8 protein-coding genes and 1 pseudogene are annotated in these 12,587 nt (G+C 60.9%); 8 read left to right on the forward strand and 1 reads right to left on the reverse strand.

The window, feature by feature from the left end; genetic code table 11:
* Positions 1–29 precede the first annotated feature (29 nt).
* The 6 genes and pseudogenes from ACQY4S_RS15355 (at position 30) to ACQY4S_RS15380 (ending at position 8,520) form a co-directional block, all read left to right on the forward strand.
* Complete coding sequence (locus tag ACQY4S_RS15355; RefSeq protein WP_428486058.1) at positions 30–1,943, forward strand: SurA N-terminal domain-containing protein; 1,914 nt, start codon at positions 30–32, stop codon at positions 1,941–1,943.
* 417 nt (positions 1,944–2,360) lie between these two features.
* Complete coding sequence (locus ACQY4S_RS15360) at positions 2,361–4,097, forward strand: acyl-CoA dehydrogenase family protein (RefSeq protein WP_428486059.1); 1,737 nt, start codon at positions 2,361–2,363, stop codon at positions 4,095–4,097.
* A gap of 67 nt (positions 4,098–4,164) precedes the next feature.
* On the forward strand, positions 4,165–4,380 hold the full coding sequence (locus ACQY4S_RS15365) for a ribbon-helix-helix protein, CopG family (protein ID WP_428486060.1): 216 nt from the start codon (positions 4,165–4,167) through the stop codon (positions 4,378–4,380).
* Complete coding sequence (locus ACQY4S_RS15370; protein ID WP_428486061.1) at positions 4,374–4,739, forward strand: type II toxin-antitoxin system VapC family toxin; 366 nt, start codon at positions 4,374–4,376, stop codon at positions 4,737–4,739. Before ACQY4S_RS15365 ends, ACQY4S_RS15370 begins: the two co-directional genes overlap by 7 nt.
* A 388-nt stretch (positions 4,740–5,127) precedes the next feature.
* Positions 5,128–6,252 (forward strand): DSD1 family PLP-dependent enzyme, encoded by a 1,125-nt coding sequence (locus ACQY4S_RS15375; protein ID WP_428486062.1) that lies wholly within the window; start codon positions 5,128–5,130, stop codon positions 6,250–6,252.
* Positions 6,253–6,446: 194 nt separating this feature from the next.
* A pseudogene (locus ACQY4S_RS15380) lies at positions 6,447–8,520 on the forward strand (catalase).
* Positions 8,521–8,569: 49 nt separating this feature from the next.
* Here ACQY4S_RS15380 and ACQY4S_RS15385 read toward each other — a convergent pair.
* Positions 8,570–9,736: an aminotransferase gene (locus ACQY4S_RS15385; RefSeq protein WP_428486063.1), complete on the reverse strand. Its 1,167-nt coding sequence runs from the start codon at positions 9,734–9,736 to the stop codon at positions 8,570–8,572.
* Positions 9,737–10,131: 395 nt separating this feature from the next.
* Here ACQY4S_RS15385 and ACQY4S_RS15390 point away from each other — a divergent pair, with 395 nt between their 5' ends.
* Both ACQY4S_RS15390 and glnA read left to right on the forward strand, forming a co-directional pair.
* The gene (locus ACQY4S_RS15390; protein ID WP_428486064.1) at positions 10,132–10,470 is read left to right on the forward strand and encodes a P-II family nitrogen regulator; all 339 of its coding nucleotides are present in this window, start codon (positions 10,132–10,134) and stop codon (positions 10,468–10,470) included.
* 156 nt (positions 10,471–10,626) lie between these two features.
* Complete coding sequence (gene glnA, locus ACQY4S_RS15395) at positions 10,627–12,060, forward strand: type I glutamate--ammonia ligase (RefSeq protein WP_428486065.1); 1,434 nt, start codon at positions 10,627–10,629, stop codon at positions 12,058–12,060.
* The last annotated feature ends 527 nt before the right edge of the window (positions 12,061–12,587 follow it).

Here is a 12,587-nt window from a genome sequence, read left to right on the forward strand (position 1 = left end):
GCATCGTTTTTGGGCCCTGGACCGATTTCATGATCTCCTTGTTTCGCCGCTCGCTCGATTCCTGGATTGTCCGCGGGTTCTTCGTTCTGATGACGGTCGCCTTCGTCGGCTGGGGCATCAGCGGCAGCCTGACGCAGTTGGGCGGCTCGCCAAGCTGGGTTGCCAAGGTCGGCGCCGAGACAATCCAGCTTCCCGCGTTCCAGACGGAATACCAGCGGGCTTTGGCACAGCAGCAGCACAACCTGCCGGCCGGGCAGGAAGCATCGCCGGACCTACGCCAGACGGTCGGCCAGCAGACGTTGCAGCGAATGATCGCCCAGGCGGCGTTGGCCGTGGAACTGAAGAAGCTTGGGATCGTTACCCCGAACGACGCGGTAGCGGCCGCAGCTCGGGCGATGCCGGCCTTCCGGGGGCCAGACGGCGCCTTCAGCAAATCTACGTTCGATACGGTGCTGCGCAGCAACGGCTTCACCGAGGCGCGTTTCCTGGCCGAACTTCGGGCGGATATCGCGCAGCGGCAGCTTCTGTCGGCGGTTACAGGTTCGGCCAGCGCGCCGGACGCCGAAGTTAGGCCGTTGTATGATTCCGAGTTCGAGAAGCGCTCCGCCGACATGGCGACGTTTCCCCTGTCCACGGCCCCGGAACCGCCCACGCCGGACAAAGCCGCGCTGCAACGCTGGTACGACAACCACCCGGACAGCTACGCCACGCCAGAGTTTCGTCGGATCAAGGCGATCGAACTCTCACCGCAGTCCTTGGCGCCGGAGATCACTATCAAGGACGATGAGCTCCGCGCCGCCTATCAGGAGCACAAGGCGGAATTCGAGACCCCGGCGAAGCGCTCCGCCGAGGTCATCTCCACGCCGGACGAAACGCAGGCCAAGGCACTGGCGGCGCGATGGCACGATACGCCGGACTGGACGGCGATGCAGGCGGCAGCACGGGCGGATGGCGCGGCGGCGATCATGCAAGACGACGCCACCGAGGTCCAGTTTCCCGATCCCGACTTGGCCAAGGCGGTGTTTTCAGCCACGGCGGACAGCGTCAGTGAGCCGGTGAAGGGCGCGTTGGGCTGGTTCGTGGTGAAGGTTACCAAAGTCGATCCCGGCATGGAAACCACCTTCGACCAGGCCAAGGAGTCCCTGCGCGCTCGGCTTTTGGCTGGCAAGGCAGCCGACCTGATGTATGACCGTGCCAACAAGATCGACCAGCTTCTGGGCAACGGCACCAGCCTGGACGCCTTGCCGGGCGACCTCGGCCTGGCCGGTGTGGCGGGCACCCTGGATGCGGCGGGAGAGACGCAGGCGGGCACGCCGGCGCCGATCCCGGGCTCAGCGGAATTGAAGGCCGCCCTGATTGCCGCGGCGTTTCAGGCCCATCAGGGGGATCCGCCGCAACTGACCGAAGTGCAGACGCCGTCTACCGGAGGGTCGGCCTATTATGCGCTGGCGGTGGAGAACGTGATCCCCCCCGGCAAGAAAGCTTTCGACGCGGTAAAGGACCAGGTGACGGACGACTGGAAGCAGGACCAGCGTCGGCGGACCCAGGACCACGCGGCAACCACGATGATGATCGCGGTAAAAGGCGGCCAATCGTTCTCCGACGCGGCCACGGTGGCGGGCGTGACACCGCGGCTGAGTCCGCTGGTGACACGCAACCAGGGCAATTCAGACATGCCGCCGGAACTGCAGCGCGTGCTGTTTGGCTTGAAGAAAGCCGAAACGACGATGGTAGAAACCTCTGACGGCTTCGTGGTTGCCCAGCTTGCCGAGGTGGTGACGCCGGACGCGGCGGCGGACAAGACCGGATATGATCAGGCGCGGGCTGCAATCACCCAGTCGGTGCAGAACGATCTGGCGACGGTATTCGTTGATGCGGTACAACAGCAAACCAATCCGCAGACCAATCGAACGGCGTTCAATAGCGTGGTGCAAGCGCAGTAGGATTAGCCGTGCATGGCGACCCTGCGGGCGCCATGACGTTGAGAGCGTAACGTACCGGATTGAGCGGCACAGTAACTGATAATTTGCTCCTCTTATCGACGTCCACCATCACCATATCGAGCATTGCATTAATCCCGCCGGTCAGGCCTTTCAAGATCGGCAAGCTTACCGGTGGCAAGATCGGAAACAGTCCAGAATGACATTCCATCCTGAATCCCATACGGGAAGTTATAGCCGTCCCGGCGGTTGGCCGTAGTATTGTAGCGTATAGAAGCAATGGCCGGCACGGCCATGGAACGCAAACTAGGCGTTGGAAAAGATCATTGTGCGCCGGAGCCTCGGGATCTTTTCACAAGGCGCGACAACAGGATAATGAACCGCTGAGAAAGCCGAGAAACGTCGCAAGGATGTACCCACATGCCCCTGGATCAGCCGCGCACCGGCTCCGACTGGATCGCACCTGATTGCGCCGGCATGGATTTTCATGCCGCCGACCGGAGCTTGCGCGACCTTCTGGCCATCTACCTGCCGCGCGACATGCTGCACCACCTGACACCGCATCTTCAGCATCTCGGGCAGCTTGCCGGCGGCCGGCTGGACGAACTGGCCCGCATCGCTGATCGTCATCCGCCGGTGCTGCACCCACGTGACCGCTTCGGCCGTGATCAAGACTGGATTGAGTACCATCCCGCCTACCGGGAGATGGAGCAGATCGCGTTCGAGGCGTTCCAGTTCCACGCCATGTCGCATCGCGGTGGCGTGCTGGGCATGGACCGGCCTTTGCCGCCGGTGGCCAAATACGCGTTCCAGTATCTGTTCGTGCAAGCCGAGTTCGGACTGATGTGCCCGATCAGCGTCACCGACACGTCCATCCACCTGATTCGCACGTTCGGCAGCAACGCGTTGCAGGACTATCTGCTGCCCCGAATGCTGTCCGACGACCTTTCCACCCTGTGGAAGGGCACCCAGTTCATGACCGAGAAGGCAGGCGGTTCGGACGTCGGGGCCATCGAGACCACGGCGCGCAATGAAGGTGATGTCTGGCGGCTTTACGGCGAGAAGTGGTTCTGCTCGCACACCGATGCCGACGTGGCGCTGATGCTGGCGAGGCCGGAGGGCGCGCCGGCTGGGACGAAGGGCCTCGCGCTGTTCGCCTTGCCACGACACACTCGAGACGGACTGCGCAACGCCTATCGGATCGTCCGCCTGAAGGACAAGCTGGGCACCCGGTCGATGGCCAGCGGGGAAGTCCGGCTGGACGGCGCCGAGGCGTATCTGGTCGGCCAGGTGGATCAGGGACTAAACCAGATGATGCAGCAGGTGAACCTGTCTCGTCTGTCGCACGGCGTGCGCGCGGCGGCGATGATGCGCCGCTGCGTGAACGAAGCACTGGCCGCTGCCCGCGGGCGTGTCGCGTTCGGCCGGACCGTGGCGGATTTTCCGCTGATGCGGCGGCAGTTGATCAAGCTGATGGTGCCGGCGGAACAGGCGCTGTCCATGGCGTTTTGCACCGCCGACGCGCTGGGCCGCGGTGCCACCGAGGAGTTGCGGATCCTGACCGGCTTGCTGAAGCTGCGCGCCTGTCGTGACAACGTGACCGTTGCGACCGGCGCGATGGAGGCTCGGGGCGGCAACGGCTATATCGAGGATTGGGTGAATCCGCGGCTGATCCGCGATGCCCAGGTTGGCCTGTTGTGGGAAGGCACCAGCAACATCAACGCGCTGGACGTCATTACCCGCGCGGTTGGCAAATCCGGCGCGCACCGGGCCCTGCATGCGCTGCTGCGTGGCCGGTTGGCAGAGGCGGTGTCCCTGCCCGATCCGTTCCGAAACGCGCTAAGCGCTGCGCTGGATCGCGCGATGGCCCTGGCCGAACGGGTGGCGGCGGAGGGCCAGGAGGTTCTGGCAAGGCAGGCGGCGACGGCGCTGTATGATGCAACCAGTGCGGTATTGATGGCCTGGGAGGGGTCTCGGCCGAGCTCGGATGCGCGGCGAACTCTGCTGGCGCGTTTCGTGCTGGCGCACCGGCTTTCACCGTTCGATCCGCTGGCGCCGGAGGAGGCAGCCTGGGAACCAGTCGCGGCGGCTGCGCTGCTCGGGGCCAGGCCGCTTCAGATCGCGGACGCCGGACCGCTTTTGACGTCATTTCTGTAGACTCTGATATATGTTGATGATATAGTCTGATATATATGATGTGCATATCAACTATACGAGGTGAACCGTGCGTGCCTTGATCGACATCCCGGACACTCAGGTCCGCGCCCTGGCCGCCCTCTGTGAGAAGGTCAACCAGCCGCGCGCTGCCATTGTGCGGGACGCAATAGCCGAATATCTGGCCAAATATCAGCGTGCTCCGGGGGAGGAGGCGTTCGGCCTGTGGACCGCCAACGCGCCGGATGGGATTGATTTCCAACGGAATGTACGCGCGGAATGGTAAAGGCGCTGCTGGATACGAACATCCTGGTGGATTATCTGCGCGGACTGCCTCAGGCGAAGGACGAATTGAACCTGCATCAGGACAAGGCGATCAGCGCTGTGACCTGGATGGAGGTTCTGGTCGGCACCCCGCCCGGGTTCACCGAGCCAACGCGGCGGTTCCTTGACGGCTTCCGGTTGATCGAGGTCGACCGGACCGTTGCCCAACGTGCGGTCGAACTGCGCCAGGCGCACCGGATGAAGTTGCCGGATGCGATCGTCTGGGCATCAGCGCAAGTCACGGACCGGCTGCTGGTGACACGGGACATGAAGGATTTTCCGTCGAACAATCCCGGCGTGCGGATGCCTTACCTGGTTTGATATCAAGGCGGCAAGGGTTCGGTGCCCTCGCTCAACAGGCTTAGAAACGCGCTGTAGACGAAGACACGGCCGCGCTGTCGACGCGTCGCTTCATGCGCGATAACCAAACTCCGTAGGTGTTCCAGACCACTGGTAATGGTGGGCTGCGACAGGCCAAGCTGGCGCGATGCATGCGGAATTGTTGTCAAAGCCTTCCCGCCGACGGCAGTGGTTTCATAGTGACCCACGCAGGTTGGGTATACCGGCATCGGCTGGCCCTGTTGAAGGATGCTTTGACAGCGGTTGAGCTTATTAAAGCAAGGCTTCAGTTCTTTTCATAAGGACTTCGACCAGTTTGCCATTTTTGACTCGACCGGCGACAATGCGCGGTATTCTGAAGGATTGAGCCATGCTGCAAATGCCGCCCGCCGCTCCCGGAATGCAAGAGGAAGACATCGACACACCTGCCCTGGTGATCGACCTGGACGCGTTCGAGTCCAACCTGGATGCCATGGCGGCCCTGCTCGCACCGACCGGTGCCAAGTTGCGCGCCCATGCTAAGACCCACAAATCGCCCATTATCGCCAAGCTGCAGATCGCCCGCGGCGCCATCGGCAACTGTGTGCAGAAGGTGACCGAAGCCGAGGTCCTGGCGTGGGGCGGCGTGTCCAACATCCTGGTCAGCAACGAAGTCGTCGGCGCCGCCAAGCTGGCTCGGCTGTGCGCCTTGTCGCGGATCGCCCAGGTCTCGGTCTGTGCCGACGATGAAGGCCAGGTGGCAGCGATCGAGGCCGCCGCCGCCGATGCCGGCATCCGCATGACCGTGCTGGTGGAGATCGATGTCGGCGCCAGCCGCTGCGGCGTCGCCCCCGGACCCGAGGCGGTTGCCCTGGCAACACGTATCGCCGAATCCCGACACCTGATCTTTGGCGGCCTGCAGGCATACCACGGCAGCGCGCAGCACAAGCGCACACCAGGCGAGCGGCGCACGCTGATCGGCGGCGCGGTGGAGGCGTCCCGCCGCACGGTGGAACAGCTTCGCCAGCGTGGGCTGGACTGCCCGATCGTCGGCGGCGCCGGCACCGGCACATTTCCCTTTGAATCGACGTCTGGCGTCTACACCGAGATGCAGGCCGGCAGCTATGTCTTTATGGACGCGGACTACGCCCGGAACCTGGACGAAGCAGGCGCGCCAGTCTCGACATTCCAGCACGCGCTATTCGTGCTGTCCTCGGTCATGAGCGCGACGCGGCCAGGTATTGCGGTGCTGGATGCCGGCCATAAGGCGGTCGCCGTGGATTCTGGACTGCCGACGGTGTGGCAGCGGCCGGACCTGCGCTATGTCAGCGCGTCAGACGAGCATGGCAAGCTGGATGTCGCCAGCGAAACCGCTGCGCCAAAGGTCGGTGAAAAGCTGCGCCTGGTGCCCGGCCACTGCGACCCGACGGTTGATAAATTCGATTGGTATGTCGGCGTTCGCAAGGGCCGGGTGGAGTGCCTCTGGCCGGTTGCGGCAAGAGGCGGTGTCAGTTGAAGCAGGCGGCGCCTTGGCCGGCATGATGTCCGTCCAATTAACTTCACTTGGCGGCCACAACCACTTGCCCGCACCGGCGTTGGGGACGCATCCGAGGTCATGCCGTCATCTCGCCGTGGCCGGATGTTTATCTGATGCTGAAGGGGCGCCGCATGGCCGACATAGTTAAGTCCAACGACCTGAAACCCGCTCAAATGGCGGATGCCAAAATTTTCCGGGGAGAGGGTGGTGAAACCCATCAGGTTGCCGGTGGCGACGTTCCTGTGCTGACCACCCAGCTCGGTATGCCTGTTTCCGACGACCAGAATTCCCTGAAGGTCGGGCCACGCGGCCCAACTCTTCTGGAAGACTTTCATTTTCGCGAGAAGATCTTTCACTTTGATCACGAACGTATCCCCGAGCGGGTGGTGCATGCCCGCGGCGTTGGCGCGCACGGCTTCTTTGAGCTGACCGAATCGCTCGCTGACGTCAGCAAGGCCGACATATTTCAGCGCGTCGGCGAAAAAACCCCGGTCTTTGTCCGGTTTTCCACCGTCGCAGGCAACCAGGGATCGTCCGACCTGGCGCGCGACGTACGCGGCTTTGCGGTAAAGTTCTACACCAAGGAAGGCAACTGGGACATTGTCGGCAACAACATCCCGGTGTTCTTCATTCAGGACGCCATTAAGTTTCCCGACCTGATCCATGCCGCCAAACAGGAACCTGATCGCGGTTTTCCGCAGGCACAGACCGCGCACGACAATTTCTGGGACTTTGTTTCGATGATCCCGGAGTCGGTCCACATGCTGCTGTGGATCATGTCGGACCGTACCATCCCGCGCTCGCTGCGCTTCATGGAAGGGTTTGGCGTCCACACCTTCCGACTGGTCAATGCTGACGGCAAATCGACCTTTGTGAAGTTCCACTGGAAACCGAAACTCGGCATGCAGTCAGTCGTGTGGAACGAGGCCGTGAAGCTGAACGGCGCGGACCCGGATTTCCATCGACCTGTGGGCTGCGATCCAGAGCGGCAGTTATCCGGAATGGGAACTTGGCCTGCAGCTCTTTGATGAAGCGTTCGCCGACAAGTTCGAGTTCGATGTACTCGATGCCACCAAGATCATCCCCGAGGAGATGGTTCCAATCCGCAAGGTCGGCCGCATGGTCCTTGACCGTGTCGTGGACAACTTCTTCGCCGAAACCGAGCAGGTCGCGTTCGGCACGCAGAACATTGTTCCAGGCATCGACTTCACCAATGATCCGCTGTTGCAGGGCCGGAATTTCTCTTACCTCGACACGCAGTTGAAGCGTCTCGGCAGCCCTAACTTCACGCATATTCCAATCAACGCGCCAAAGTGTCCGTTCCACACGCTCCAGCAGGACGGGCATATGGCGATGCACAACCCCAAGGGGCACGTGAACTATGAACCGAATTCCTGGGGTGGCGCCGCCGGTGGCCCTCGAGAATCACCCGACCGTGGGTTCGTCACCACGCCGGTGGTCGAAACTGGTGAGAAACGCCGGGTTCGTGCCGAACTGTTTGCCGACCATTACAGCCAGGCGCGTCAGTTCTACCTGAGCCAGACGCCAATCGAGCAAACCCACATCAAAGATGCCTTCGTGTTCGAACTGAGCAAGGTTGAAACGGTGGCGATCCGCGTCCGCATGGTATCGCACTTGCTGAACGTCGATGAGTCCCTGGCACAAAAGGTAGCCGACGGTCTTGGCATGGAGAAGCTTCCCACCGCCGCCGCCGCCGCCCGGCCTGTCGTGATGAACCTGAAGAAGTCCCCTGCCCTCAGCATTATTGGCAATGCCAAGAACACCTTTGCTGGCCGTAAGGTTGGCGTGCTGGTCAGCAACGGCTCCGACGCTGCGTTGCTGAAGGCGTTGATGCAGGCGGTCAAGGCGGAAGGCGCCATGATGGAATTGGTAGCACCCAAGGTCGGCGGATTTACCGACAGTGATGGCAATCGTCATGAGGCCCAGCAGAAGCTGAACGGCGGACCGTCCGTGCTGTACGACGCGGTCGTCGTGATGCCGTCCGCCGAGGGTGCGGCAATGCTGACGGGAGAGGCGACTGCCAAGGATTTCCTCAACGACGCGTTCGCTCATGCGAAATTCATTGGCTGCACCGAAACCGCGAAGCCGCTGTTTGAAAAGGCGGGACTGACGGATATCGATGCGGGCATCGTCGCCTTGACGGATGCGGCAGACATGAAAAAGTTTATCACGACCTGCCGAAAGCTGCGGTTTTGGGAACGTGAAGCGAAGGTACACGCGATCTGATCAGATCGAGCCGAACTCGAAGGTGCAAGTCTTCGGGTTCGGTTCTGATTCAGGCGGTTCCGAAGTGTCGATGCAGCCTTCCGATTGCCTCCTCCAGCACCTCCTGCCGCTTGCAGAAGGCGAAGCGGGCATAATGACGTGGTGCCCCTGGCGCATCGTAGAAGGCCGAGACCGGGATTGCGGTCACGCCGGCTTGCTCCGTGATGTGGCGGCAGAAAGTGACATCGTCGCCCGCAAAATCCAGCGGCGCGAAGTCCGCCGTAATGAAACAGGTGCCTTGCGTCGGTAGCACCGACAGGCCAACCAAAGCCAGGCCGGCGATGAGCTGATCACGCCGCGCCTGAAGGTTGGCCGCCAACGAGGCGAAATAGCCATCATCCTTTGCCAGCCCAAGTGCGACAGCGCGTTGCAGGTTGGGCGCGGTGGTGAAGGTCAGGTTCTGGTGCGCCTTGGCCACCAGCGAAGAAAGGTTGGCGGCGGCCGTCACGTAGCCGATCTTCCACCCGGTAAGCGAAAACGTCTTGCCGGCGCTGCCGATACGCATCGCGCGGTCGCGCATGCCGGGCAAGGTCATGAGCGGAATGTGACGCGCGCCATCGAATGTCAGATGCTCGTAAACCTCGTCACAGATTGCATAGGTATCGTGGCGGACCACCAGCTCGGCAATGAAGGAAAGTTCCTCGACCGTGAAGACCTTGCCACAGGGGTTCATGGGCGAGTTGAACAGGATCGCCTTGGTCTTCGGACCAAATGCATCCGCCAGTTCGGCATGCGGCAGCTCCCAATGCGGCGGTGCCAGGCGGACGATGCGTGGGATCGCGCCGAGCATCCGCACCACCGGGACATAGGTGTCGTACAGCGGCTCGATCAGCACAACCTCGTCTCCGGGGTCGAGGATGGCCATCAAGCATGCGGTGATCGCCTCGGTGGCGCCCGAGGTCACCGTGACTTCCCTCATCCAGTCGATATCAAGATTATAGAAGCGTTTGTTCGTGGCGGCGACGGCCTGCCGCAGCTCCGGCACGCCGAGCATCGGCGGGTATTGGTTGCGCGCGTCCTTCAACGCTTCAGCCGCTGCCTGGACGATGTCCTCCGGACCGTCGGTGTCCGGAAAACCCTGACCCAGATTGATGGACTGATGCTCGACCGCGAGCGCCGACATCACCGTGAAGATGGTGGTGCCGATCGACCCGAGATAGCTGTTCGCTCCGCGCATCCGTCCGCGCTCCGTTCTACTGCTGCCATACGATGAAATATCGCCTGCGGAGTAGGTTGAAAAGGCCGAGACTGCTTGTGGATGCAAATGATTTCCGCCATAGCGTGCAAAGAACAACGATGGGTCATTGTGCCAATCCGCCTATACCCCGCCAGCCGAAACTGCTGATGCGGCGACCGTGGCGTGGGCACGTGGACGGCGATGGAAGGAACAGGAGCCGCCTGAATTGTCTTACGTGTTGCCCATGGCGGTGTGGCATGACGGTCACGCGGTCGCCGTTGCTGATTGGCACGCGAAATGCAAGCCTAATGCGCTGTTCATGCTGCTGAACCTCAGTAGCAATACGGGCAGCCTGAACATTGTTGGGAGGCCCGGCCAAACCGGGCTTGGTGAACATGAAGAAGATCGAAGCTGTCATCAAGCCGTTCAAACTTGATGAAGTGAAGGAAGCGCTGCACGAGGTTGGATTGCAAGGTATCACCGTGGTGGAAGCCAAGGGGTTTGGCCGCCAGAAAGGCCACACGGAACTTTATCGTGGCGCTGAGTATATCGTGGATTTCCTGCCGAAGGTTAAAATCGAAGTCATCTGTGACGATAGTGTGGTCGAACGTGCGGTGGAGGCGATCGTGAACTCGGCACGGACCGGGCGGATCGGCGATGGCAAGATCTTTATCTCGGCGATCGAGGAGGTCATCCGCATTCGCACAGGCGAACGGGGGGAGGACGCCATCTAGATTTGTTACCCGCTATTGGCCCTCGGCGGATGAAGCTATGGAGGGCCGAATCACCAGGTACCGCGTGGTGCGGGCCCTTTAACCCGCCGTATCTCGTTGCGTCGCGCGATGGCTACAGACGTTGCGGCGACTTGATTGGCAACAGGGAAGATCAGGATGGCGAGAAAGCCGGAAGACAAAAGCGCTGGCGTGAGCAAGGTGCTCAGCATGCTGACGGAAAATTCAGTGGACTATGTCGATTTGCGCTTCACTGATCCGCGCGGCAAGTGGCAGCACACCGCGCAGCACGTGTCTACGATCAAGGAAGACGTTTTTACCGACGGCATCATGTTTGACGGATCGTCGATCGCTGGCTGGAAGGCGATCAATGAATCCGACATGATTCTGATGCCTGACGCAGACACAGCCGTGATGGATCCGTTTGCTGCCAAACCAAGTCTGATCCTTTTCTGTGACATCGTGGAGCCGTCGACTGGGCAGTACTATTCTCGCGATCCGCGTGCGACAGCCAAGCTGTGCGAAGCCTATGTCAAGTCCAGCGGCATTGGCGACAGCGTGTCTATTGGAGCCGAAGCCGAATTCTTTATTTTCGACAGCGTGAAGTTCGGCACCGGCGGCAATTTCGCCACCTTTCACGTCGATAGCGTCGAAGGCCCAGAGGCCCCGTTGAAGGACTATCCGGAGGGCAACATGGGCCACCGGCCAGCAGTCAAGGGCGGCTATTTCCCGGTCCCGCCTGTCGACGGCGACAGCGACCTGCGCGCCGAGATGTTGTCGACCATGGGCGAAATGGGCCTGTCGATCGAAAAGCATCACCACGAGGTGGCGCAGTCGCAGCATGAGCTAGGCTTCAGGTTCGGCTCGCTGCTCACGATGGCCGACCAGATGCAGATCTATAAGTACTGCGTCCACAACGTCGCACACAGCTATGGCAAGACGGCGACTTTCATGCCGAAACCGATCTATGGCGACAACGGCTCGGGCATGCACACCCACATTTCGATCTGGAAGGCCGGCAAGCCGCTGTTCGCCGGTAACGGCTACGCCGACCTGTCGGAAACCTGCCTGTACGCAATTGGCGGCATCATCAAGCACGCCAAGGCGATCAACGCCTTCAGCAATCCCTCGACCAACAGTTACAAGCGACTAATTCCGGGGTTCGAGGCACCAGTCTTGCTTGCCTACTCGGCGCGGAACCGATCGGCGTCGTGCCGCATCCCCTATACAACCAATCCGAAGGCGAAGCGTGTCGAGGTTCGCTTCCCTGATCCGAGCTGCAACCCCTATTTGTCCTATTCCGCTATTACAATGGCAGCGCTGGATGGAATCAAGAACAAGATCCATCCTGGCGATCCAATGGACAAGGACCTGTACGACCTGCCGCCGGAGGAACTGAAGGGCATTCCGACCGTTTGTGGCAGCCTGCGCGAAGCGCTGGGTGTGTTAGCTGCTGATCATGATTTTCTGCTGGAAGGCGGCGTCTTCAGTACGGATCAGATTGAAAGCTATATCGAACTGAAATGGAACGAGGTCTATCGCTTCGAACATTCGCCGCACCCGGTTGAATTTGAAATGTACTACTCGACCTGATCCAACCCAGAACAGTCACATCAAAGCCCCGTCGTCCATTGGACGGTGGGGCCTTGTCTGACGCGGTGTCCGTTGTGACCTCAACTTAAGCTATGTGCGGGCCAGGACAATGTTGGCCATGCCAACAATCTTTGATGCCTGCTTGGTAAACCGCGCCCCCGGTTGTCCTGCTGCTCCAGTAACCCGATTAGCCGCCTCGGCTTCGATCTGGAAGGCTCAATGACCTGCCGCTCGTGCATCAAGCCGTAACATCCGCCTTAGAGTCAACGTCATCGGCAAGGCTGAACGTCGTGAGCATCCGGGGCATCTCATTCCATAGGCAGCGTTACTTCGCATAGGCCGCCGAAAACGCAAACCTGGCGGGCGCAGCAGCATTTCCTGGCATCCCTACGGCTGTGACGGTAGCAGGCATTTGCTGCTTTATTAAGCATATCTTCTAGCCGTGTCCGTAGTTCGGATACCAAAATACGTGTCAACGGGGTTAATCGCGTTGGCACGATTATTGATTCGAATTAACCGACGTCTGG

The organism is Rhodopila sp. (genome assembly GCF_965276935.1).
Taxonomy (GTDB): Bacteria; Pseudomonadota; Alphaproteobacteria; order Acetobacterales; family Acetobacteraceae; genus Rhodopila.

What these genes read in the sequence shown, in the direction of transcription:
- ACQY4S_RS15370 (WP_428486061.1), top strand. Translation starts at nt 4,374, where the DNA reads ATGGTAAAGGCGCTGCTGGATACGAACATCCTGGTGGATTATCTGCGC.
- ACQY4S_RS15385 (WP_428486063.1), bottom strand. Translation starts at nt 9,736, where the DNA reads ATGCGCGGAGCGAACAGCTATCTCGGGTCGATCGGCACCACCATCTTC.
- ACQY4S_RS15355 (WP_428486058.1), top strand. Translation starts at nt 30, where the DNA reads ATGATCTCCTTGTTTCGCCGCTCGCTCGATTCCTGGATTGTCCGCGGG.
- glnA (WP_428486065.1), top strand. Translation starts at nt 10,627, where the DNA reads ATGGCGAGAAAGCCGGAAGACAAAAGCGCTGGCGTGAGCAAGGTGCTC.
- ACQY4S_RS15360 (WP_428486059.1), top strand. Translation starts at nt 2,361, where the DNA reads ATGCCCCTGGATCAGCCGCGCACCGGCTCCGACTGGATCGCACCTGAT.
- ACQY4S_RS15390 (WP_428486064.1), top strand. Translation starts at nt 10,132, where the DNA reads ATGAAGAAGATCGAAGCTGTCATCAAGCCGTTCAAACTTGATGAAGTG.
- ACQY4S_RS15375 (WP_428486062.1), top strand. Translation starts at nt 5,128, where the DNA reads ATGCTGCAAATGCCGCCCGCCGCTCCCGGAATGCAAGAGGAAGACATC.